The organism is Candidimonas humi (genome assembly GCF_019166065.1).
Classification (GTDB): Bacteria; Pseudomonadota; Gammaproteobacteria; order Burkholderiales; family Burkholderiaceae_B; genus Candidimonas; species Candidimonas humi.
Genome location: NZ_JAHTBN010000002.1, coordinates 523,031 through 545,224, shown reverse-complemented (window position 1 = coordinate 545,224; position 22,194 = coordinate 523,031). Strand labels below are relative to the sequence as shown.

Sequence of the window (22,194 nt, the reverse complement as noted above, 5' to 3'; positions counted from 1 at the left end):
GTGCCAGGGCCTGTGGCGCAATGCCGCAGCGACCCGGGCCACACGGGCACAGGACGCGGCAGGCACAAGAAAGGAGCGACTTATCCCGACACACCACAGCTAGGCGCCGGCGCCGCCGGCTTACTGCAAACCACGCCGTTATTGCGGTGTGATGCCAGCTTCCTTGATCACTTTACCCCAAGTCGTGGTCTCTGAATTCAGCCGCTCGGCCATTACTTGAGCCGAGCCCGGATCGGCCTCGATATTCAGGCCTTGCAGGCGCTGCTGCAACTGGGCATCGCGCAAAATGGTTTGCGTGGCGGCGTTCAACTTGGCTACCACCTCGTCCGGCAAGCCGGCCGGGCCGAACAGCCCCCACCATGAGCCCAGGTTCAGCTCCGGCAGCGGCAGGCCGGTGGCCTCGGAAAATGTCGGCACATCTGGCAGGGACGCCGAGCGCCGCGTGCCGGTAATCGCCAATGCCCGCACCTGCCCGCTCTTGATGAAGCCCTTGGAGCTGCTGACACCGGTGATCACCATTGAAATATGGCCGCCAACTAGGTCGGTAAGAGCCGGGCCGGAGCCCTTGTACGGCACCTGCTCGATCTTCACGCCGGCGGCCTTCTTCAAGACCTCGCCAGCCAGATGCGTAAGATTGCCGCGGCCGGCGGTGCCTTCGGAAAGCTTGTCGGGATTGGCGCGTGCGTAATCCAGCAGTTCCTTCATGTTGTGGGCCGGCACCGACATATTCACCACCAACGCCAGGGGCGCAACGGCAAGCGGCGCAATCGCCCGCAAATCGGTTCGCGGCTTGAACGGCATGCTGCGCATCAGGCTGGGATTAGTGGCCAAGGTCAGGTCGCCCAGCAGCAGCGTATAGCCATCGGGATCGGCATGCGCCACGTAGGCGCCGCCGATGTCGGCATTGGCGCCGGGCTTGTTCTCGACGATGATGGCCGTACCGAGGGCCTTCCCGAGGGCCGGCGCAAGCTGGCGCGCAAGAATGTCGCTGGGACCGCCCGGCGAATAGCCTACCACCAGGCGTATGGGCTTGGAGGGATACGTGGCCTCTGCATGAGTCGCCGGCGGCGCAATCAACAGCAGGGAGGCCGCCAGAGCACAAAGGGCGGACAGTTTCATAAGGAATTTTCCTCTAAAGGACGAGTGTTATCGCAAATCGGCCCGGACCTCGATTGAGCAAGGATCTGCTCGAGAACACGGCTTGCGGTATTAGCAGTGGCGTGCTTGCCGCGCCAGGCCACATGCCCATCGGGCCGCACCAGAACCAGCGGGGCCACATAGGCGGCGCGCACTGCCGTATCGGCGCAACGCTGTACAGACAATGGCGTGCGCAAGGCGGCCGCCACGCTTTCGAAGGCATCCGTATCGGCGTCCGTATCGGCCACCAGTACGAAGCCCCTGCCGAACCAATCCAGAGTGCTGGCGCCATCGGCCAGCCATACATGCGGCGCGCGCGCGCCCGGCGTAGTGGTTTGGCGGTACAGCATGACCTCGCGTGCAGGCAGTTCCTGCCACGAGGCTTCAATGGGAGTGCCCAGCGACAAATGCATGCTGAGACGTTGCCATTCGCGCAACAGCGCAGGCGTCACGCGGGTTCCATCGCCGAGGCAGCCGTCCGGTGGCAAGCCGTGGGAGCGCGGGCCCTGGACGGGCGAGGGCGGCTCGTCATCGGGCACTACGGCGGGCGAACCTGAATAGACATAGCCCAGGTCTATGCCCAGCTTGTACCATTCGCGCAGCATGGTCGCCGAGAAATGCTTGCCCACCTTGTAGCGCAGCAGGGCACCCTCGAAACTGGCCTCCAGCAGCCGCGGATTGGCGCCGGGCGAGAGCGTGCGCAGCAGGTTACCGCTGGCCTCGCGCACGGCGCGCTGCGCCACGGGGCGACGTTCGATTTCATAGGTATCGAGCAGTGCGTCGCCCGCCCAGCCGCGCAACGCCGCCTCCAGCTTCCACGATAGATCCACGGCATCGGCAATGCCCATATTCATACCGAACCCGCCAGTGGGCGAGGTCATGTGCGCGGCATCGCCGGCGACGAAGACTCGGCCACGCCGATAGGTATCGGCCACGAGTTCGCGGCGCACCCAGGGGACGATGGAAAGTATCGTATAGGGCATAGGCTTGCCCAATACGCGCTCGATGGCGGCGCGCACTTCGGCGTCGCCGTGTTCCGTGCGCTCTTTGCCGCCGATCAGGGACAGGCGCCAGGTATCCCGGCCGTCGATGGCCACCACGGTAGCCCACGTACCCTCGGGCCCCACGAATAAGTACCGGTAGCCCAGGCGTATGTGGGTGTTCTCGCGCAGCGTCGGGCAGCGAAACAATACGTTGGTGGTGTAGGTAAGCGTGCCCAGGCCGGACATCGAAATGCCCAGCCCCTTGCGTACACTGCTGGCAGCGCCGTCGCAGCCCACCAGGTAGCGTGCGCGCAAGGGCTGCGGCTGCCCGTCGGCGGCCTGCACAGTTGCCACGACCGCGGCATCGTCCTGTTCGAATGCCGCGAGCCGGGTGCAATAGCGCAGGCTGACAGGCGCCTGGCCTTGCGCGAAATTGCGCAAGATCGGGTCGAACAAGTTTTGCGGGCAGCGAAAGCGCAATTCGGGACTGACGCCGGGACGCGATTCCTCGCTGCCGCCGGACGGGGTGGCGAACTCTTCACGACCCAGTTCATAGCCCGAGAAGGACGTCAGATACACCATGTCCTGCGGATACTCTTGGGGATAGCCGCAGTTGTATACCTGGTCGACGATACCCCAGCGCCGGCAAAATTCCATCGTCCGCACATTCACGCCATCCATCTTGGGCTGCACGATGCTGCCGTCGCCCTGCTCCAGCAAGATGCATGATATGCCCCGCCAACCCAGGTCTCCTGCCAACGCAAGGCCTACAGGTCCACCGCCGACGACGATGACGTCGGCCGAGAATTCATTGTCGTGTTGCATAGTTTCCGTTCTGTGTTGCTGATTTCTTTATTGCGGCTTGCTTGCGGGCAAGCAAGCTAAGGCACACGGCGAACGCCTTGATCGCCGCGCAAGCACGCTCCGGCAAGCGCCCATAGGCAGGCCCCGCAGCCGGCGTCAAAGGGCTTCTTCTTTCAAATAACGCAACAGGCGCAACATGTTCTCGTCAGATACCGTAAACAGGTCGGACTGCTCTGTGGCCGAAATCTGCAAGGCATGCCATGCAGGCACCGTAAACACATCACCCGCCTGCCAGGCATAGTGCTGCCCGGCCACGACGGCGGTACCCCTGCCCGACTTCACGCTGATGATCTGATTGGCAGTGGTACGCCAGGGCCGGCTGGCGAAGCCCGCGGGAAGACGCTGCAGGGCCAGCGTCATCGAAGGCATGACGGCGGCGCTGTCGAGCACCACGCGTTGCCCATAGCGCCCCTCAGGGTCGGGAATGGCTGCCGCCAACGCCGGCTCCGTCGATTCCCATGGAAACACGAAGGCATGGTCGCGAGTATGACGCTCCGGCCGCTGGTAATCGCCGGGCCAAGGCTCGAAGAACATCGGCTCGAGCAGATGCACGGTAGGCACGTCCAGGAAATCGATCCAGTAGCCGGGGCGGCTTCCTTCATTGCCATGGCCATGCCAGCTCCAGCCGGGGGTAAGCAGCACGTCGCCGGGGCGCATGTCGATGCGAACGCCATCCACTACCGTATAGACGGCCTCGGGGGCGTCCAGCACGAAGCGCAGCGCATGCGGCGTATGGCGATGCGAGCGAGCACGCTCGCCGGGCAAGATCATTTGGTAGGCACAGACCAGGGTGCGCAATGTCGCGTAGTAGTTGCCCGGGTGCGGGTTCACCAGAAAAAGGTTGCGCCGCTCGGCAAGCTCCGTATCGATGAGCCGGCCGGCCGTGTCCAGCCCGGCCTTGGCCGCATCCCAGCGCCAGTGAAAAGGAACGAAATCGGTGCGCGGCTCGACCCACAGCGATGGCTCGGCCTTGTTCCAGCCAGCGCGAAACGACAGGGGTGCCAGCCTGTCGTTCAGCACGGACAAGTCGTCGATAGTAGTAAGCGAATGGGTCGACATCACTCTTTCTCGCCTCCTGGCGCAGTACAGCACGGACGCAGATGCCCGGCCCGACGGCCGGAATGTCCATGGTTCATGATTGCCTCGGGCCGCAAAGCCCGCAGGCTCGGGTCGACCCCGTCCTCAAGGACGGGGCCCGCAATCGGACAGGCAATCACACCCTGCGCGGTATGGCGATATTCCACCCGCCTTCGCCCTGGCTCACGGCCACCGACATGCGTCCCACACCCGGCGTGATATCGATAGTGATTACATCTCCCGGCACCACGGGGCCCACGCCTTCGGCGGTGCCGGTGGCGATTACATCGCCCGGTTCCAGAGTCATTACCGATGAGCACATGGCAATGATTTCCGGCACATCCACGATCATGTCTCGAGTCATTGCGTCCTGGCGCAGCTCATCATTCACCCATAACTGCACGCGCAGTGCGGCAGGATCAGGTATTTCATCGGCAGTGGTGATCCAGGGGCCCAGCGGGGTGAAAGTGTCGTATGACTTGCGAATAGCCCTTTCTTGTTTGCCGCGCACCGTCATATCCAGCAGGCAGCCATAGCCGAATATGTAATCCAGGGCCTGCTCGCGCGGAACGTGGCGGCAGCGGCGCCCGATCACCACGGCAAGCTCGGCTTCATGGTGGACGGCGCGCCCAGGCAGGTCGGGCAATAGCACCGGCTCGCCCGCGCCCGACAGCGAGGACGCGCTCTTGACGAAGAATCCCCCATTTTTCGAAATGGCGGGAGAGGACATTTCCAGCGCATGGGCATGGTAGTTGACTGGAATGGCAATCAACTTATTCGGCCAAGGCACCGGATTTTCCAGCCTGACCGAGTCGATGGCTATGGGCGCGGCAGCCTGGGCCGCGGCCAGCAGGCGTTCACGCTCTTGCTCGTAGCGGTCGATCAGCCTCACTACGCCTATCGGCGGCCAGAATTCCGGGTCAACCCCTGTGAACTCGGTTATGTCCCGGATCGTACCGTCGACCACCAGGCCAATACGGCCACCATTGAAACGCACCAGTTTCAAAACAATTCTCCAATCAGATTCCGGCAGGGCCGGCCGCCCCGCACCCTGTGTCGCGGCAATGCAGAAATCTTATCGACGGAAAGCGAAAAGGAGAATTTCCATATCGAGATAGCAAGTATCTCGGCTTTTTATGTTTTACGTACGTATCACTTGCCCGGCGCAGCGTGCGCTACGGCTATGCGCCAATCTTACCGGTCCGATCAAGGGCGCGAACCCGCAAGGCCCGCGCCGTCACCACCCAGGCCGAGGCGGGCAACGAAAGGCCCCGTATCCCCTCATACCTGCGCACTGTAAAGTCATACCGCGGCATCGCCGCCGCCATTGACACCCGCCCCTGGCTTAGTTTACGTTTGCGGGGATTCCCGCTCGCGCCGCGGCGCCGGAACAGTTGCGCACCGCGACATGGGCCGCCCTCCCCTTGGTTCCGCCGGTACAAGCAACAACAACGGAGACACCCACGAATACGCAAGATACCGCCCCGGACACGGTGCTCGAACTCCGCGACGTCATGGTAGAACTGGGCGGGCAGCAGATCTACGACCACCTGAGCTTCCAGGTATCCCGCGGGGAATTCGTCTGCCTGCTGGGGCCGTCGGGCTGCGGCAAATCGACCAGCCTGCGTGTGATGGGCGGGCTGCTGCCCATAGCCGGCGGCAGCGTGCGCATCATGGACCAGAGCCCTGCCGATGCCTGGTCGAAGCTGGCTTATGTATTCCAATCGCCGCGCCTGGTTTCCTGGCGCAATGCCCTGGAAAACGTCGTGCTCGGCATGGAACTGCGCTTCGGCGCGGGCAGCGCCGCCAGCCGGCGCGACAAGGCCATGGAACTGCTTTCCCTGGTGGGGCTGGCCGCAGACACGCACAAATATCCGTCCATGCTGTCGGGCGGCGAACGCCAGCGGGTCGCCATCGCCCGGGCCCTGGCCGTGGACCCGGAAATCATCTTCATGGACGAGCCCTTCTCGGCCCTGGACCCGAGCACGCGCCGCAAGATGCGCACCGAGATAGAACAGATCTGGCGGCACACGGGCAAGACCATCGTGTTCGTCACCCACGACGTGGACGAGGCCCTGCAATTGGCCGACCGCATCATCCTGCTGGGCCGCAAGCCCTCGTCGGTGCAGGAAAACCTGATGTTGAAGGCTAGCCGGCCGCGCGACCCGGGCGCCGCCGAACTGGCCGCGCACCGCGCGCGCCTGCTGGATACGTATGCTTCCGACGAAGCCGTCGCCGAAACCTGAACCCTGAGCCAAGGAGCCGTCCGTGAACCGCCGCAACATACTGAAGCTGGGAACCCTGGCCCTGCCGGGCCTGATGCTGGCCACGCGCCGGGCCTATGCCCAGGGCGCCAAGAAGAAGATCAGCTACGCCTACCTGCTCGACCCGGCCTACGATGCGGTGGTATGGGCCATCAACAACGGCAAGGTGAAATCCGATCTCATCGACATCGAGGCGCGGTCCCTGGCCATACCGCAGTTGCTGCAGGCCACTGCGTCGAAGCAGTACGACGTGATCATGACCGCGGTGATCGGCTTGCCGGCCGCGGCGTCGCGCGGGCTGGAACTGCGCATCCTGAACACCGCCCTGCAACAGGCCAAGCCGGGGCTGGGCGGCGGCGTCTGGGTCAAGAAGGACAGCCCGCTGCAAAAGCCCCAAGACCTCAAGGGCAAGACGCTGGGTTCCTACAGCCTGCGATCCACCGGCTACACCCAGGTGCGCATCGCTCTGCAGAAAAAATATGGCCTGAACACGGCGCTGGAAGGCGGCGATTTCCGGCAACTGCAGATCCCCGCATCGAACCTGCCGGCGGCGCTGGCGCGCGGCAGCATCGACGCGGCCACGTTGATCCACAGCCAGGCCTACAAGGCCATCCAGTCGGGCCAGTACCGCACCATCGCCGAAACGGCGCGCGACAATATCGAGATGTTCAAGGTGCAGTTCGTCAGCGCCGTGAATGTGTCCTACCCCGAGAAGCTGCAGGCCGACGCGCAGGCCTATATGGAATTCATCCGCATGTTCAAGGCCTCGGTCGATTATGCGTTGAGCCATCGCGACGAGGTATTCAATGCCGTGGCCGCGAAGAGCGGCCTGGACGCCAAATTCTTCGATTGGTGGTTCACCAATGTGGCGAACGTGCCGGGCGATTTCAGGCAAGAGCAGGCCAAGTCCATAGACAAGTTCTACGAGTTGTCGGCCGAGCTGGGCGTGCTGAAGAAAGCGGTTCCCGTCGAGCCGTTCCTGTGGGACAAGCTGCACATCGGCGCATGATGGCCGCAACCGCAAGCCGCTACCCGCATGCCCGCCGCGTCGCGCGGCGCCAGGCCTGAAGCGGCGACATGTCGCGCCGCGCGCTCGCCACCCATCTGTTCACGCTGCTGTTCCTGGCGGCATGGAGCCTGGCGGCGTGGTTCAGCCCCGCCTACCAGATGCCCGGGCCGTGGGCCGTGCTGCAGGGCGCCTGGAAATTCTTGGCGACGCCAAACCTGCTGCTGCAACTGGGCGCGTCGCTCTATCACGTGGCGGCAGCCATCGTGCTGTCCTTCGTCCTGGGCTGCGCGCTGGCGCTGATCCCCTATTATTTTCCCGTCGCGCGCATCGCCGTCCATCGGCGCTTCGGCGCGTTCCTGGGCTCGTTTCCCGGCGTGGGATGGGCGCTGCTGGCCGGGATGTGGTTCGGCATCAATTCCATTTCCGTGATCTTCGCGATCAGCGCCGTGCTGCTGCCGTTCGCGCTGGTCAACCTGAACAGCGGCCTGAACAACCTGGACGCCGAGCTGATGGAAATGGGCCTGAGCTTCACGCGCAGCCGGGCGCGCACCCTGCGGCGCGTCATCCTGCCGCTGCTTTATCCCTACTTGTTCGCCACGCTGCGGCTGATGTTCGGCGTGGCATGGAAGGTGACGCTGGCCGCCGAGCTGTTCGGCGGCAACTCGGGCCTGGGCTATCTCATCAACTTGGCGCGCCAGGACTACGACACCGTGACGATATTCGTGATTATTTTCTTCATCATCGTCTTCGTGTATTGCGCCGAACGCTTCTTCTTCAAACCCATACAGGCCCGCTTCGACGCCTATGCCAAGATCTGAACCCCGTGCCCCCGGCCGCGGCGGGCGGCGCGATCGAGCCGGACGCCTGCTGGGCGAGCTGGTGGTCGTGGCCTTCCTGGCGATATGGTGGGCCACCGCGCGCGGCCTGCCCAGCTTCGTGCTGCCCGGGCCGCTGGCCGTGGCCCACCGGCTGCTGCAGTTGCTGGGCGAGCGCGAGTTTCTTGCCAACGCGCTGGTTTCCACGGTGCGCGTGATCCTGTCGGTGCTGATCGCCTGCGGCCTGGGCGGCCTGCTGGCGCTGGCGGCTCATACCAACCCGGCCTACGACGGCATCATCAACGAGCGCATCAAGCCCTTCCTGAATTCGTTTCCTTCCATAGGCTGGGCGATCCTGGCTTCCATCTGGTTTCCGTCCGGCAATTTCGGCGTGGTGTTCGTGCAGGTGGCGATTCTCACGCCGTTCTGCCTGATCAATATCGACCAGGGCTTTCGCGCGATCGACCAGGAACTGCTGGAAATGGGCCGCAGCTTCACCCGCAGCGCCCCGCGCATCTGGCTGCGCATCCAGTTGCGGCTGCTGATGCCTTTCATCCTGTCGGCCATCCGGATTTCCTACGGCATTGCCTGGAAGATTGCGCTGGTCTCGGAACTGCTGGGCGCGCCCAACGGGTTGGGCTACATGATGCTGCAGGCGCAATCCACCGCCGAGGCCGTGACCTTCCTGGCCGTGTGTTTTTCGATCGTGTTCATCTTCGTGCTGGGCGACCGACTGGTGCTGGTGCCGCTGGAAAGGAAATTCCCGGTGTCCAGGTAGCGCGAGGAGGAACATGCATCGTGCCCCGGCAAGCCGCGCCGCACGCGAGCCTCGCAATGCAGGCCCAGCCATGACGGGACGGGCCACGCATCGCGGCCTAACACACCACTCGAACCTGGCAGCCTGGGTCGGGCCGCTGGGGCGAGGCGGATGGATCGCGGCGCACAGGCCCGGGGCGCCCTTCGGGGGGGTCGGAAAGCATTCGATCGGGAAAGACTTGATTTTGATCGCAGCACTACAGGACGGACAGCACCATGAATGACTCATCCAGGACCACTGATTGTGTGGCCGATACCGCCGAAGGCCCGGTGCGCGGCCGGCTCGCCGAAGGCGTACGCGTCTTCAAGGGCGTGCCCTATGCGCGCCCGATGACAGGCGAACTGCGCTTCCATGATCCGCTGCGGGCCGAGCCGCGCGGCCGCGAGCTCAATGCGCGCAATACAGCGCCCATCGCGCCGCAGGGCCGCTCGCGCCTGGCCTTGGCGATGGGCGACTTCACCTTGCCGCAAAGCGAAGACTGCCTGACACTGGACATCTGCGCCCCCGACTGCGCGCCCGGCGCGCGCAAGCCGGTGATCGCCTGGATCCACGGCGGCGCCTTCACCAGCGGAGCGGGTTCCTTGCCCTGGTACGGCGGCAGCGCCCTGGCGCGCAACGGCGACGTGGTCACCGTAGGCATCAACTACCGGCTCGGGGCGCTGGGCTTTCTGTACCTGCCCGGCCTGAGCGCGGGCAATCTGGGCCTGAAGGACCAAGTGCTGGCGCTGCAATGGATCAAGCAGAACATCCACCATTTCGGCGGCGACCCCGAGAACATCACCGTCATGGGGCAATCGGCGGGCGGCGCATCGATCGCGGCGATGCTGACCATGCCGGAACTGGACGGCCTGTTCCGGCGCGCCATCATGCAAAGCGCATCGATGGGCAGGATGTTCAACGCACCCGACGAATCCGAGCGCCTGGGCCGCGCCTACCTGAAGCTGCTGGATATCCAGCCCGACCGGGCCGCGGAACTGCGCAAGGTGCCGGTAGACCGGCTGCTGCAGGCGCAGCAGGCGCTGGGGGCCGCCGAACGCAAGCTGGCGCAGACCAAGCCACCCTTCTGGCTGGTGCGCGACGGCGCCTATATCCACAGCGAACTGCTGGATACGCTGGGGCCGCAACGCAAGCTCGGCATCGATCTGCTGATCGGCACCACGCGCGAAGAGATGGCGGCTTTCTATCGCCACGACGATGCCGTGCGCAATGCAGGCGCGGATGTCGTCGAGCAATTGTTCCGCGCGGAATTCGGCGACAAGGCGGCGATCTACATGGATGCCTACAAGCGCCGCCGCGCGCTGCCGAACGCCGCGGCGCTGCTTGGCGACATGAATACCGACAAGGTATTCCGCCTCGGGTCACTGGAACTGGCGGGCCTGTTCGGCCGCAAGGGTTTGTCGGCGCATGTCTATCAATTCGACTGGCAATCGCCGGCGGGCTACGAATCGTGCCATTGCCTGGAACTGCCCTTCGTGTTCGGCGACCTGCGTCCCTGGGCCGGCGCGCCGATGCTGGAAGGAATGGACACGCACGAATTCGAGGGCCTGTCGAACGCGATGCAGCAGGCGTGGGCGGCCTTTGCCCACGGCGGCGACCCCGGCCACGCGGGCATACCGCGATGGAAGGCCTATACCGACGAGAACCGCAATGTCATGCACTTCGGCCGCGTGATCGAGCCGCGACGCGCATGGATCGCGCCTGAGCCGGACTAGGGCCTGCTCACGCTAAAAGGGGTGCCGCGCCAGGTGCTGGGTGCTGGGCGCTGGGCGCTGGGTGCCGCGTGCCGCACCGGCGTGAATCGCCAGGCATCGAGGCCAAGCACTAAGGCAACAAGAACATGCACGCGGCGATCAGGGTGGGAATTGCCGCGGCCAGCAGCAGCTTGACGGGAGAAATTGCGCCGTCGGGGAAATAGCGCTTGAGCAGCGCAAAGCCCGCAGGATTGGGGGCATTAGCGATGACGGTCAGGCCGCCTCCGGTCACGGCCCCCGCCACCAGCATGTAGCGCCAGGTTTCGCTAGTGCCGCTGACCAGCGAGCCGAGATAGGTCAGGGCGGCGTTGTCGGTGATCGCCGTCAGCGCCGCCGCCCCCCAGTACAGCACCAGCGGATCGAGAGAAGCCAGCAAGTCCTGCAGCCACCAGCCCTGCTGGCCGCCCAGCACCACCAGGCCCGCCAGGAAAAAGCCCACCATCAGGCCTTCCTTGATCATGAGCGGGTCCTGGTGGCGCTTGTAGGCTTCGGTGTAGCCGATGAAGAACATCAGCAGGCTCAGGAACGTGGCCGGATGATGCGAACTCAGCACCACGCCGGCCAGGAACAGCAGGTGCACGGCCATTACCGCCAGCGGCACCGGCGGGCGCGCACGAGGCGCGGCGGGGCCCGGCACGCCCGGGCTTCCGGGCAGCGCCCGGGCGCAAAGCAGCGTCAGCAGGCCGGCATTGATGAACACGGCAAAGGCCGCGCGCCAGCCGAAATGCATGGCCATATGGGACGTATCCCAGCCGAAGGTGTGCGCCACCATCAACACGGCCGGTGCCGCATAGGCGGTAAGCACGCCGCCGATCGACACGTTGACGAACAGCACGCCCAGCGTCAGGTACTTGAAGCCGAAATGCGGCCCGTGCCGGAAGCAGGTGTCGCGCAGCAACAGGGCCGCCAGGGTCATGGCCGCGGGCTCGGTGATGAACGAGCCGGCCAGCGGCACCAGGGTCAAAGTAAGGAAGAAGATGGCGACTTCGACGCGCAGCGGCAGCACGCGTGCCAGCCCGCGCACCAGCATGTCGACCAGGGCGAGTATGGGGCGGCTGGCGGCCACGACCATGACGGCGAAAACGAATGCGGGCTCGGTGAAGTCGCGCGTGTCCATGTAGGAAACGGCGGTCGCGGTTCCCGACAGGGCCGCCATGGCCGCGAGCAGCACGAACGCCCATACGCCGAATACGACTTCCACTTCCGACAGCAGATGCCAGAGGCCCGCATGGACACCGCCGCGAGCGGCGCGGTGCGCGAATACGGGCACGCAGAAAGTGTGGATGACGGCCACCGCAAACAGCACGGTAGCCGTCAGTTCGATGGCGTCGGGCATGGCAAAGATGATTCCAGAGAATGAGGCGCAGGACCTGGCGGCGCGCCGGCTTGTGCGGCGCCTATTGTCGCATAAGCTTTCAGCACGCAGTCAGAAAACACCGGCATGGAAGGCCTTCCCGTCCTTATGCGGCATCCGGCCTGCGGAAGGCGCATGCCATTCGGGCGGCCGGGCGCCGGCCTAGCCCGAAGCGAGAATGAACTGCGCGCCCTTCTCCGCGATCATGATGGTGGGAGAGTTGGTATTGCCGGAAGTGATGGTCGGCATGATGGAAGCGTCGATCACGCGCAGGCCCTGGATGCCATGGACGCGCAATTCCGGGTCGACCACCGCCTGCTCGTCCACGCCCATCTTGCAAGTGCCCACGGGGTGGAAGATGGTCGTGCCTATGTCGCCCGCGGCGCGCTCGAGTTCGCCTTGTTCTTGCGCCGCCGAGCCCGGCTTGTATTCTTCGGGCCGGTACTTGGCCATGGCCTGCTGGCTCATGATCTTGCGCGTCAGGCGGATGCTGTCGGCCGCCACGCGCCGATCCTGCTCGGTTTGCAAATAGTTGCACAATATCTGCGGCGCGTCGGCCGCGTCGGGACTGGCGATGCGCACATGGCCGCGGCTGGACGGCTGCAGATTGCACACGGACGCGGTAATGGCCGGGAAGGTATGCAGCGCGTCGCCGAACTTGTCCAGCGACAGCGGCTGCACGTGATATTCGAGATTGGCGCGCGCTTGATCGGGGCCGGAACGCGCGAAGGCGCCCAATTGCGAGGGAGCCATGGCCAGCGGCCCGCTTTTTTGCAGCGCGTACTGCAGGCCGATGCGGGCCTTGCCCAGCCACGAACCCACCATGGTGTTCAAGGTCTTGGCGTTATGCACCTTGTAGATCATGCGCAACTGCAGGTGGTCCTGCAGGTTCTCGCCCACGCCCGGCAGGTCGTGCACCACGGGAATGCCCAGCGACTGCAGCAAGGCGCCCGGCCCCACGCCCGACACTTGCAGCAACTGCGTCGAACCTATGGAGCCCGCCGACAATATGGTTTCGGCGCGGGCATGCGCCTGCAACAGCTGGCCATCCTGCAGGAATTCCACGCCGCGGGCGCGGCGCCCTTCAAAGACGATGCGGCGCACCTGCGCGCCGGTGATCACGGTAAGGTTGCTGCGCTGCGCGACCGGATGCAAAAAGGCCTTGGCCGAAGTCCAGCGCACGCCGCGCCGCTGGTTCACTTCGAAATAAGCGCAGCCTTCGTTATCGCCGCGGTTGAAATCGTCCACCGCGGGTATGCCGGCCTGCGCCGCCGCGTCGCGGAAGGAATCCAGCACTTCCCAGGACAGGCGCTGGCGTTCGACCCGCCAGGTGCCCGAGGCGCCATGGAATTCGCTGGTGCCGGCATGGTGGTCTTCGACGCGCTTGAAGACCGGCAGCACGTCTTCCCAGCCCCAGCCGGCATTGCCCCGCGCCGCCCAGCCGTCGTAGTCGGCAGCCTGGCCGCGCATGTAGATCATGCCGTTGATGGCGGAACTGCCGCCCAGCACGCGCCCGCGCGGATAGCCCAGGCTGCGGCCGTTGATGCCGGGATCGGGCTGGGTGCTGTAGCACCAGTCGGTGCGCGGGTTGCCGATGCAGTACAAATAGCCTACGGGAATATGGATCCAGCGCCAGTCGTCGCGTCCGCCGGCTTCGAGCAGCAGCACCTTGGTCGCCGGATTGGCCGACAGCCGGTTGGCCAGCAGGCAGCCGGCCGAGCCGGCCCCTACGATGATGTAGTCGAACTCCAGGTTCGTTGTTTTCGGTGCATGAGTCACCATGCGTGCGCCTCCTCGCCAATATTCTTGTACTGCCGCGGCCCGGGCGCCCGCATTCCTGCGGACATCCGGCGCCCCGCAGCTCATACTGTATCGCAAGCGCGCCCGCATTACCTGACAAGCAGCCGAAACCCGCGGGCTGCGGGCTGCTACTTGATACGTGCTACTTGCGGTTGGCGGCTGGGGATAGGCAATCGGCAATCGGCGGTCGGCGGTCGGCGGTCGGCGGTCGGCGGTCGGCGGTCGGCGGTCCGCAGTTTGCCGCTAGCCGTGCACCACGCCTATGTGTTCCGGGTGGTGGCGGTCAAGCAGCTCGATCAGCCTGGTGGTGGCCGGCATCAGCGAGCCGCGCGGATACGTGATGCCGAGCTGGCGCACCATGGTGGTCTCGCGCAGCTTTACCTCCCGTAGGAGGCCGCGGGTCTTGGGATGCTCCAGCGTCAGGCGCGACAGGAAGCACAGCAGGTCGGTGCTGCCTATGACATCGTGGATGGAAGGCAGCGAATTGGTCTCGATATGCGCATGCGGGCGCGGCAGGTCGTGCGCCATGAACACGTCGTCCAGCCATTTGCGGCTGCCCACCATGGCATTGGGCAGTATCCATTTGTAGTCCGGCAACTGTGCCAGCTTTACCTTGCCGCTGCGAAAAATGGGGTGATGGCGGCCCGCGGCCACCACCACGGTATCGTCGATGAAGGCCTGGTGCCTGAATTCGTCGTCGCCCGTCACCACGCCGACGATCATGTCCAGCTTGTCCTGCCGGATCAGGTCCTTGAGCACATAGTTGGTGTTGATCGTGACTTCCAGCGAAATACCCGGCTCATGGCGCAACACCAGATTGCAGATGATGGGCAGCAGGTAATCGGCGGTGATCGGCCCGCAACCCACGCGCACCTTGCCCACCGAGCCCGCCACGAAATCCCGCATGTCGTTCAGGTAGCGGTCGCTGGCGGCGCGGATCTTGGCCGCACGCGCCTGGAATTCGCGCCCCACCGCCGTCAGTTGCAAGCCCCGGCCCTTGCGCTCGAACAGCGCCGCGCCCACTTCGTTTTCCAGGCGCTGTATGCACTTGGTGAGCGCGGGCTGGCTGCGGCACAGCACCTCGGCCGCCTTGCCCAGGTGCCCGAGCCCCGCGATGGTTTCGAAATAGCGCAGATCGCGCAGCTCGATGTTCATGTCCGTACCTCTGCCCGAAGTGCGTGGCCGGGAGCCGGACCGCAGACGATCACCGCCCCGCGGAACCGGCCGCCTCAAGAAGCATGGCCGCGCGCAGCCCTGCGTCAGTGCAGGTCGCGGCAGGCCTTGGCGCGCCCCTGCAATTCATAACTCAAAGAAATCGATTAATGATAATTATCGAATAGACGTTTATATCATTAATTGGCTTTAATGGCCGGGCTTTGCCATGCGGACCAAGCCCGGCGCGTGTACCAGCGCATCCGGCCAGAACGCCGGACGAGCCGCCGGCAGATACCCGCCGGTCCATTCCTTCGATTTCATTCCTGCCGCCCATGCCACATACCGTCTTCGTCACCGCTCCAACGCTCAGTACCGCAGGACTGGACCTGCTCGCGCAAGCAGGCTGCCGCAGCCTGTTCCTGCCCGCCGGGGGCACGCCGGACGACGTCGAACGCCTGCTGGCAAGCGAGCCCGTGGACGCCGTGATCTCGCGCACGGTGGCGCTTACTGCCGCCGCCATACGCGGCTGCCCGACGCTGAAGATCGTCGTCAAGCATGGCGCGGGGGTCAACAATATAGATGTGCAGGCCTGCAGCGAACGCGGCATTCCGGTCTGCGCGACGCCGGGGGCCAATGCGCGCTCGGTCGCCGAAATGACGGTGGGGCTGATGCTGTGCGCGGCGCGCTCGCTGTGCCGCATGGACGCCGGCATCAAGGCCGGAGGCTGGCCGCGCCTGCAGGACGGGCTGGAACTGCACGGCCGCACACTGGGGCTGGTGGGCTATGGACAGATCGGGCGCAAGGTGGCGCGCATCTGCAGCGCCATGGGCATGCGCGTCGTGGTCTGCGATCCGCAACTGCGGGCTACAGACCTGGAGCCGGGCGTGGAACTGGCGACGGATCTGCAGCACTTGCTGCCACAGGCGCAGGTGCTGAGCCTGCACGCGCCCCTGACGGCGCACACGCGCGGCCTGATCGGAGCCGGGCAACTGGCGCTGCTGCCCGAAGACGCCATTCTGGTCAACACGGCGCGCGGCGAACTGGTCGACGAACCTGCTCTCATCGAAGCCTTGCAGCAGGGCAAGCTGCGCGCGGCCGGCCTGGACACCACGGCCGGCGAGCCCATTGCGCCCGACAGCCCGCTGCTGCGCATGGACAACGTGGTACTCACGCCGCACGTGGGCGGCTCGACCCAGGCCGCGCTGCAGGCCATGGCCGGCGGCGCCGTGGCCCAGGCGCTGGATTTTCTCGATCACGGCCGCCTGCAGCGCGCCAGCACTATCAACTACGACCGCTTGAATCTCGCAACACAGAGGGAATTGAATGTCCAATAACGCTGCTATTGAAGAAGGCGCCGCCGCGGCGCAAGCCGCGTGGCCCCCGGGCTATCGCATCGAGACCATGCCCGCCTTGGTCGGCGACGAGCTGCTGGCCGCCTTCGCCGACGTGCCGGTCGCCGTGGCCGGCGACTGCATGGGCCGCTGCATCGGCGCGCTGGGCCTGCGCGCCTATCACGAGAACGTGCACGCGCACCTGTGCGGCCGCGCTCTGACCGTGCGCGTGCGGCCCGGCGACAACCTGATGATCCACAAGGCCTTCATGATGGCCGCGCCGGGCGATATCATTGTGGTCGATGGCGGCGGCGATACCACGCAAGCCCTGATCGGCGGCCTGATGCGCACCACCGCAATCGCTCGCCGCATCGGCGGCATCGTGGTCAACGGCGCGATCCGCGACCTGGCGGAATGGGCCGACGGGCGCATGCCAGTGTTTGCGCGGGGCCACACGCATCGCGGCCCGAGCAAGGACGGCCCGGGGGAAATCAACATCCCGGTTGCTTGCGCGGGTATGGTGGTACATGCGGGCGACCTGGTCCTGGGCGATGCCGACGGGGTTATCTGCATCCCCGCCGCCGACGTAGCGGCGCTGTTGCCGCGCGTGCGCAAGCATCTCGAGAAAGAGGCGGCGATACGCGCGTCCAACGAACGCGGGACTTCGGACCCCGAGCGTTTCGACGCCGTGCTCAGGGCCAAGGGACTGCCCGTGTAGTTTCCCGCAGTTTCCGGTGCGGCCGCGTCGCGGCCCCGGCTTTGCGCAATCCTTGCGGGAAGCCGCGCCGGGCCGGGCCCAAGCGCCCGGAAGATCGACGATCAGCCATTTGAACCAGGCATTTGATATATACCAAGCACTACCACACCAAGGAGAAAGAGATGATTTCACTACGCAATTTCGCCGCCGCCGCGGCCGTGCTGGCCTGCGGCCTGTCCGCAGTGCCCGCCGCGCAGGCGGCCCAGGCCTATCCGAACCAGCCCATCAAGCTGGTGGTCCCGTTCCCGCCGGGCGGCGGCACCGACACCATGGCGCGCTTCCTGGGCACCACCCTGTCGCAGAAATTCGGCTGGGACATCGTGGTGGAAAACCGCCCGGGCGCCGGCGGCACCGTGGGCATGGGCGTGCTGGCCCGCGCCGAGCCCAACGGCTACACCATGGCCCTGGGCCAGACTTCCAACCTGTCGATCAACCCCTACCTGTACAAGCGCATTTCGTACAACGTCGCCAAGGATTTCGCGCCAGTGGCGTCCGTGGCTTCACAGCCCATGGTGCTGGTGGTGCGCGCCGACCGCCCGTACAAATCGGTGGCTGAGCTGATCAAGTATTTCAAGACCCACAAGGACCAGTTGACGATAGGCAATGCGGGCACCGGCACGGTGGGCGACATCACCGGCCGCTACTTCGCCAAGGAAGCCGGACTGGACGTGCTGCATGTGCCCTACAAGGGCGCTTCGCCGGCCATGACCGACCTGCTGGGCGGGCGCGTCGACGCCTTCTTCGCCTCGGCCCCGGCGGCGCTGCCCCAGTTGAAGAACGACAAGGTGCGCATGCTGGCCATCACCACGCCGCAATCCATACCGCAGTTCCCGGGCGTGCCGCCGCTGGCCGACACCCTGCCGAACTTCGAGGCCGCATCGCGCACCGGCATCCTGGTGCCCGCCGGCACGCCCAAGGACATCATCCAGGAACTGAACACGCACATCAACGAAGCGCTGAAGGACCCGACGCTGCGCAAGAAAATCATGGATGAAGGCAATGTGGTGCTGGGCGGCACGGTGCAGGACTTCGCCGATTCCATCACCAATGATTCCGCCAAGTGGTCGGGCATCATCAAGGATGCGCACCTGACCATAAACAACTGATCAATCCGCGATTCACGGCTATCTTCCCATGAGCAAACCTCTACGCAATATACGGGTGCTGGACCTGACCAATGTGCTGGCCGGCCCCTTCTGCTGTCACCAACTGGCGCTCATGGGCGCGGATGTCATCAAGGTGGAAACCCCCGGCACCGGCGACCTGGCGCGCCAGTTGGGGGCGGACGCCGAACTCAACGGCAAGCTGATGGGCCTGTCTTTCCTGGCGCAGAACGCAGGCAAGCGGTCCATCACGCTCAATCTGAAAAAACCCCAGGGCAAGGAAGCCTTCTTGCGCCTAGTGCAAAGCGCCGACGCGCTGGTCGAGAACTTCCGGCCCGGCGTCATGGACCGCCTGGGGCTGGGCTTCGACGTGCTGGGCAAGCACCAGCCGCGCCTGGTCTATTGCGCCATCTCCGGCTTCGGCCAGGACGGGCCGCTGCGCCAGTTGCCGGCCTACGACCAGATCATCCAGGGCATGTCGGGCACCATGAGCATCACGGGCGATCCCGACACCGCGCCCTATCGCGTGGGCTATCCGGTGGCCGACACCATAGGCGGCATGACGGCGGCCTTCGCCGTGGCCTCGGCGCTGGCCGAAACGCAGCGCACGCAGCCGCGCTTCATCGACGTGTCGATGCTGGAATCGGTAATCGCCACCATGGGCTGGGTGGTGTCCAACTACCTGAATGCCGGCCAGGACCCGCGGCCGCTGGGCAATGAGAATTTCACCGCCAGCCCCTCGGGCACCTTCAAGACGGGCGAGGGGCTGCTGAATATCGCCGCCAACAAGCAGGAACAGTTCGAGGCCTTGTGCGGCGTGCTCGGCTGCCCCGAGCTGGCGCGCGACGAACGCTATGCGCAGCGCCAGGCGCGGCTGCGCAACCGCGCCGAACTGAAGGCCCGCATCGAAGAACTGCTGGCCGCGCGCCCGGCCGCCGAATGGTGGCCGATGCTGACCGACGCCGGCATCCCGGCCGGTCCGGTGTACAGCGTGCCGCAGGCGCTCGACCATCCGCAAATCAGCGGGCGCGGGCTGGTTGCGCATTTCCCGGATGTGCCCGGCGTGGGCCGCGACATCCGCGTGGTGCGCGGCGGCTTCAAGCTCGACGGCGAGGCGCCCGCGGTCGAGGCCCCGCCGCCCACGCTGGGCCGCGACACCCATGCCCTGTTGCAGGAGCTGGGCTACAGCGCCGAAGCAATCCGCGACATGGAAACGAACGGCGTGCTCTGAACTCGCCTCGAGGCCGCAGGAGGGCCCGCACATGAATACTCAGAACCAAGACGACAGCAAGGCCGCGCGCGGCGAACCGGCACGCGGCACGGACGCCGAAGGCGCGGCTTGCGCCCAGTGGTGGCGCACCTCCATCATCGACATGAAGCCGGGCAGCATCCGCTACCGCGGCTACGCGATCGAAGACCTGATCGGCCGCATCGGCTATGCCGACATGGTGTGGCTGATGCTGCGCGGCGAGCTGCCCAGCCGCGCGCAGGGCGCGCTGCTGGACGCGGCGCTGGTCTCGTCGGTGGACCACGGCCCGCAAGCCCCCAGCATCGCCATCTCGCGCATGGCGGCCACTTGCGGCGTGGGCCTGAACAATGCCATGGGCTCGGCGGTGAATGTGCTGGGCGATGTGCACGGCGGCGCCGGCGAACAGGCCGTGGCGCTGTACCACGACATCGAGGCGCGCATGGACGCAGGCCTGGGCGAGGCCGAAGCCGTGGACCAGGCGCTGGCCGCCTTTGCCGAAGAGCACGGCAAATACATATCGGGCTTCGGTCACCGCTTCCATCCGCTGGACCCCCGCGCGCCGCGCCTGCTGGAACTGGTGGACGAGGCCGCGGCGCAAGGCGTGGTCAGCGGCCGCTACGCCGCCATCGGGCGCGCGGTGCAGCGGCGGCTGAGCGAACGCAAGGGCAAGCCCATACCCATGAACATCGACGGCGCCTCGGCCGTGGTCTATGCCGAACTGGGCTTTCCCGCGCCGCTGGCGCGCGGCATCTTCTGCCTGTCGCGCTCGCTGGGCATCCTGGCGCACGCCTGGGAACAAAGCCAGCAGGGCGGCCGCAACAAGGGCCCGATACCCCGGCAATACCTGCCCGCCTACGAAGGCCCCGCGCCGCGCGAAGTGCCGCAGCGCTGACCAGCCCACAAGGCATGTTCGCCCCCGAGCACGCCTTGTATGCTCAGGTACGACATCGGGCCGCCTTCGTCGGCGCCGTGCCTGTGCGTCTCGTCCGGCGCGAGCCACACCACATCGCCCGCCCTGGCGTAGAACACGCCGCCGCCTTCGCGCTGGACTCGGCATACGCCGGACAAGATATACAGGATCTGCCCCAGCGGATGGCTGTGCCATTGCGACCATACCCCGGCGCCGTAATGCGCCTTCATCGCCGTGTTCTCGCCGTCCGCGCCGGACGCCAGGAACATCTGGGTTTCCAGGCGCCCGGTCGACGCCTCGGGCCGGGCCGGCACGCTGAGCACGTCCTCGTCTAGCACCACCGTCAGGTGCCGAGGCAACATCGTCAGGTCGTTCATGGTCAGGCCTCCGACAGCAATTGAGCCAGGCCCTTGCCGAAGGACCATTCGTCGCGCTGCGAGCTGGATATCACCACCATGATGTCGTCCGGCCTGATGCCCGGACGCACAGCCAGGCGATCGGCCAGCGTGCGATAGAAGCGCAGCTTGGTCTGCGTCGAGCGCGGCCTGCCGGTCGCCAGCATGATGAAGACAGCGTCGGCACTGCGGTCGACATCCATGTAGTGGGGGTCGAACACCATCTCGTCGGGATCGTGCTGGTGTATCAACTGGAACATATCGTCCTGCGGCACTTCGAACGACTCGACCAGCGCGGCGTGCAGCTCTTCGCTGAGCGCCCGCAGGTACTCGCGGGACTTGCCGCGCGCCAGGGAAATTCGAGCTAGAGGCATGGTGGACTCCTGTACGGAAATGATTGATGTGGGAATCTTAGGCGCCTATACTATTCAAATAAATCAAATTGTTTTAGACAAATAGTTCGATTTTTTGGAACTGAAATGGCCGCTCATAATCTGGACATCAATGCCCTGCGCACCTTCGAGACCGGCGTGGCGCTGGGCACTTTCGCCAAGGCGTCCGACCGCGTGGGCCGCTCGCCGGCAGCGGTCAGCGCGCAGCTCAAGAAGCTCGAGCAGCAGGCCGGCGTGGATCTCTTCCGCAAGTCGGGGCGCGGGCTGGCCCTGACCGAGGCCGGCGAAACCCTGCTCAGCTATGCGCGCCAGATCCTGGCCGCCAACGACGCCGCGCTGACCGCCATCCACGGCATGCAGGCGCACGGCAAGGTGTGCCTGGGGCTGCAGGAAGACTTGGGAGAATGGGTGCTTACCGACGTCCTGGGCCGCTTTGCGCGCGCCCACAAGGGCATGCGCATCGAAACCCGGGTCTGCCGCAATGCCGAACTGATGGATCGCATCGCCCGCGACGAACTGGACCTGGCCGTAGTCTGGGGCAATGGCGGCGGCGCGCCCTGGCGCGAAACCCTGGCGCGGTTGCCCATGGTGTGGATAGGCGGCCTGGATGCCGCGCCGCAGGGCCGTGGGGCCACGGCCGGCGCGGGCTCCGCCGACGACGCGTCTCCGTTCCAGTTGGTGACGTTCGAGGGCACCTGCCTGTTCAAGACGGCCGCCCAGCAGGCGCTGAACCAGGCCAATATCACCTGGGATATTTCCTTCACCAGCTCCAGCCTCAATGGCCTGCTCGCGGCAGTCGCCGCGGGCCTGGGCGTGACCATACGCACGCCCATCGGCCTGCCGCCCCGCGTGGCGGCGCTGGCGCCCTCGGCCGGCGGGCTGCCGAGCCTGCCCGATGTGGACCTGACCATGATCAGCTCGCGGGCCGAGCACTCTCCGGCCGTCGCCTTCCTGGCCGATGCTTTGCGCACCGCGATTCATCACCGCCTGCCGCATTGAGCCTGGCTTCCGGCATCTTCCACGCAGGCTTC

General features: G+C 65.6%; 20 protein-coding genes. 11 read left to right on the top strand and 9 right to left on the bottom strand.

The annotated features are described in order from the left end of the window. Positions 1-138 precede the first annotated feature (138 nt). From KVP10_RS05890 to KVP10_RS05875, 4 genes are all read right to left on the bottom strand, one after another. Positions 139-1,119, bottom strand: a complete 981-nt coding sequence (locus KVP10_RS05890; RefSeq protein WP_217963576.1) for a Bug family tripartite tricarboxylate transporter substrate binding protein — start codon at positions 1,117-1,119, stop codon at positions 139-141. After that, positions 1,116-2,945, bottom strand: coding sequence for an FAD-dependent monooxygenase (locus KVP10_RS05885; protein WP_217963575.1), 1,830 nt, complete (start codon positions 2,943-2,945; stop codon positions 1,116-1,118). The genes KVP10_RS05890 and KVP10_RS05885 overlap by 4 nt, the downstream gene beginning before the upstream one ends. Before the next feature lie 135 nt (positions 2,946-3,080). Further along, positions 3,081-4,043, bottom strand: coding sequence for a cupin domain-containing protein (locus KVP10_RS05880; RefSeq protein WP_246600423.1), 963 nt, complete (start codon positions 4,041-4,043; stop codon positions 3,081-3,083). Positions 4,044-4,197: 154 nt separating this feature from the next. Beyond that, positions 4,198-5,058: a fumarylacetoacetate hydrolase family protein gene (locus KVP10_RS05875; protein ID WP_343218700.1), complete on the bottom strand. Its 861-nt coding sequence runs from the start codon at positions 5,056-5,058 to the stop codon at positions 4,198-4,200. Between the two features lie 496 nt (positions 5,059-5,554). Here KVP10_RS05875 and KVP10_RS05870 point away from each other — a divergent pair, with 496 nt between their 5' ends. The 5 genes from KVP10_RS05870 to KVP10_RS05850 all read left to right on the top strand — a co-directional run bounded on the left by KVP10_RS05870 (position 5,555) and on the right by KVP10_RS05850 (position 10,678). Further along, entirely contained in the window at positions 5,555-6,307 is a 753-nt protein-coding gene (locus KVP10_RS05870; RefSeq protein ID WP_217963572.1) for an ABC transporter ATP-binding protein, read from the top strand. Positions 6,308-6,329: 22 nt separating this feature from the next. Continuing rightward, a complete protein-coding gene (locus KVP10_RS05865) occupies positions 6,330-7,334 on the top strand; it encodes an ABC transporter substrate-binding protein (RefSeq protein WP_217963571.1) in 1,005 nt (334 codons plus the stop codon). Between the two features lie 68 nt (positions 7,335-7,402). Next, positions 7,403-8,152, top strand: coding sequence for an ABC transporter permease (locus KVP10_RS05860; protein WP_217963570.1), 750 nt, complete (start codon positions 7,403-7,405; stop codon positions 8,150-8,152). Further along, entirely contained in the window at positions 8,139-8,927 is a 789-nt protein-coding gene (locus KVP10_RS05855; RefSeq protein WP_217963569.1) for an ABC transporter permease, read from the top strand. Before KVP10_RS05860 ends, KVP10_RS05855 begins: the two co-directional genes overlap by 14 nt. A gap of 254 nt (positions 8,928-9,181) precedes the next feature. Then, a complete protein-coding gene (locus KVP10_RS05850; RefSeq protein ID WP_217963568.1) occupies positions 9,182-10,678 on the top strand; it encodes a carboxylesterase/lipase family protein in 1,497 nt (498 codons plus the stop codon). 109 nt (positions 10,679-10,787) lie between these two features. Here the strand turns inward: KVP10_RS05850 and KVP10_RS05845 are convergent, their stop codons facing one another. The 3 genes from KVP10_RS05845 to KVP10_RS05835 form a co-directional block, all read right to left on the bottom strand. Continuing rightward, the gene (locus KVP10_RS05845; RefSeq protein WP_217963567.1) at positions 10,788-12,053 is read right to left on the bottom strand and encodes a putative Na+/H+ antiporter; all 1,266 of its coding nucleotides are present in this window, start codon (positions 12,051-12,053) and stop codon (positions 10,788-10,790) included. A 180-nt stretch (positions 12,054-12,233) separates the two neighbouring features. After that, positions 12,234-13,853, bottom strand: coding sequence for a GMC family oxidoreductase (locus KVP10_RS05840; RefSeq protein WP_217963566.1), 1,620 nt, complete (start codon positions 13,851-13,853; stop codon positions 12,234-12,236). 261 nt (positions 13,854-14,114) lie between these two features. Beyond that, the gene (locus KVP10_RS05835; protein WP_217963565.1) at positions 14,115-15,026 is read right to left on the bottom strand and encodes a LysR family transcriptional regulator; all 912 of its coding nucleotides are present in this window, start codon (positions 15,024-15,026) and stop codon (positions 14,115-14,117) included. Between the two features lie 332 nt (positions 15,027-15,358). Between KVP10_RS05835 and KVP10_RS05830 the strand changes: the two genes are divergently transcribed. The 5 genes from KVP10_RS05830 to KVP10_RS05815 all read left to right on the top strand — a co-directional run bounded on the left by KVP10_RS05830 (position 15,359) and on the right by KVP10_RS05815 (position 20,358). Then, positions 15,359-16,360 (top strand): hydroxyacid dehydrogenase, encoded by a 1,002-nt coding sequence (locus KVP10_RS05830; RefSeq protein ID WP_217963564.1) that lies wholly within the window; start codon positions 15,359-15,361, stop codon positions 16,358-16,360. Next, positions 16,350-17,075, top strand: coding sequence for an RraA family protein (locus tag KVP10_RS05825; RefSeq protein WP_343218694.1), 726 nt, complete (start codon positions 16,350-16,352; stop codon positions 17,073-17,075). The genes KVP10_RS05830 and KVP10_RS05825 overlap by 11 nt, the downstream gene beginning before the upstream one ends. A gap of 161 nt (positions 17,076-17,236) precedes the next feature. Then, a complete protein-coding gene (locus KVP10_RS05820; protein ID WP_217963563.1) occupies positions 17,237-18,220 on the top strand; it encodes a Bug family tripartite tricarboxylate transporter substrate binding protein in 984 nt (327 codons plus the stop codon). Between the two features lie 28 nt (positions 18,221-18,248). Continuing rightward, positions 18,249-19,448 carry a CaiB/BaiF CoA transferase family protein gene (locus tag KVP10_RS21230; RefSeq protein WP_246600347.1) on the top strand — a complete coding sequence of 400 codons (1,200 nt, stop codon included), beginning with the start codon at positions 18,249-18,251 and terminating at the stop codon, positions 19,446-19,448. Positions 19,449-19,479: 31 nt separating this feature from the next. Beyond that, entirely contained in the window at positions 19,480-20,358 is an 879-nt protein-coding gene (locus KVP10_RS05815; protein ID WP_281421955.1) for a citryl-CoA lyase, read from the top strand. Here KVP10_RS05815 and KVP10_RS05810 read toward each other — a convergent pair. Then, the gene (locus KVP10_RS05810) at positions 20,319-20,753 is read right to left on the bottom strand and encodes an AraC family ligand binding domain-containing protein (RefSeq protein ID WP_217963561.1); all 435 of its coding nucleotides are present in this window, start codon (positions 20,751-20,753) and stop codon (positions 20,319-20,321) included. The genes KVP10_RS05815 and KVP10_RS05810 overlap by 40 nt on opposite strands. 2 nt (positions 20,754-20,755) lie before the next feature. After that, positions 20,756-21,145, bottom strand: a complete 390-nt coding sequence (locus tag KVP10_RS05805) for a tautomerase family protein (protein ID WP_217963560.1) — start codon at positions 21,143-21,145, stop codon at positions 20,756-20,758. Positions 21,146-21,250: 105 nt separating this feature from the next. On the opposite strand from KVP10_RS05805, the gene KVP10_RS05800 reads away from it, so the two are divergent. After that, positions 21,251-22,162, top strand: a complete 912-nt coding sequence (locus KVP10_RS05800) for a LysR substrate-binding domain-containing protein (RefSeq protein ID WP_217963559.1) — start codon at positions 21,251-21,253, stop codon at positions 22,160-22,162. The last annotated feature ends 32 nt before the right edge of the window (positions 22,163-22,194 follow it).

What these genes read in the sequence shown, in the direction of transcription:
- KVP10_RS05890 (WP_217963576.1), bottom strand. Translation starts at nt 1,119, where the DNA reads ATGAAACTGTCCGCCCTTTGTGCTCTGGCGGCCTCCCTGCTGTTGATT.
- KVP10_RS05885 (WP_217963575.1), bottom strand. Translation starts at nt 2,945, where the DNA reads ATGCAACACGACAATGAATTCTCGGCCGACGTCATCGTCGTCGGCGGT.
- KVP10_RS05880 (WP_246600423.1), bottom strand. Translation starts at nt 4,043, where the DNA reads ATGTCGACCCATTCGCTTACTACTATCGACGACTTGTCCGTGCTGAAC.
- KVP10_RS05860 (WP_217963570.1), top strand. Translation starts at nt 7,403, where the DNA reads ATGTCGCGCCGCGCGCTCGCCACCCATCTGTTCACGCTGCTGTTCCTG.
- KVP10_RS05855 (WP_217963569.1), top strand. Translation starts at nt 8,139, where the DNA reads ATGCCAAGATCTGAACCCCGTGCCCCCGGCCGCGGCGGGCGGCGCGAT.
- KVP10_RS05850 (WP_217963568.1), top strand. Translation starts at nt 9,182, where the DNA reads ATGAATGACTCATCCAGGACCACTGATTGTGTGGCCGATACCGCCGAA.
- KVP10_RS05845 (WP_217963567.1), bottom strand. Translation starts at nt 12,053, where the DNA reads ATGCCCGACGCCATCGAACTGACGGCTACCGTGCTGTTTGCGGTGGCC.
- KVP10_RS05840 (WP_217963566.1), bottom strand. Translation starts at nt 13,853, where the DNA reads ATGGTGACTCATGCACCGAAAACAACGAACCTGGAGTTCGACTACATC.
- KVP10_RS05835 (WP_217963565.1), bottom strand. Translation starts at nt 15,026, where the DNA reads ATGAACATCGAGCTGCGCGATCTGCGCTATTTCGAAACCATCGCGGGG.
- KVP10_RS05830 (WP_217963564.1), top strand. Translation starts at nt 15,359, where the DNA reads ATGCCACATACCGTCTTCGTCACCGCTCCAACGCTCAGTACCGCAGGA.
- KVP10_RS05825 (WP_343218694.1), top strand. Translation starts at nt 16,350, where the DNA reads ATGTCCAATAACGCTGCTATTGAAGAAGGCGCCGCCGCGGCGCAAGCC.
- KVP10_RS05820 (WP_217963563.1), top strand. Translation starts at nt 17,237, where the DNA reads ATGATTTCACTACGCAATTTCGCCGCCGCCGCGGCCGTGCTGGCCTGC.
- KVP10_RS21230 (WP_246600347.1), top strand. Translation starts at nt 18,249, where the DNA reads ATGAGCAAACCTCTACGCAATATACGGGTGCTGGACCTGACCAATGTG.
- KVP10_RS05815 (WP_281421955.1), top strand. Translation starts at nt 19,480, where the DNA reads ATGAATACTCAGAACCAAGACGACAGCAAGGCCGCGCGCGGCGAACCG.
- KVP10_RS05810 (WP_217963561.1), bottom strand. Translation starts at nt 20,753, where the DNA reads ATGAACGACCTGACGATGTTGCCTCGGCACCTGACGGTGGTGCTAGAC.
- KVP10_RS05805 (WP_217963560.1), bottom strand. Translation starts at nt 21,145, where the DNA reads ATGCCTCTAGCTCGAATTTCCCTGGCGCGCGGCAAGTCCCGCGAGTAC.
- KVP10_RS05800 (WP_217963559.1), top strand. Translation starts at nt 21,251, where the DNA reads ATGGCCGCTCATAATCTGGACATCAATGCCCTGCGCACCTTCGAGACC.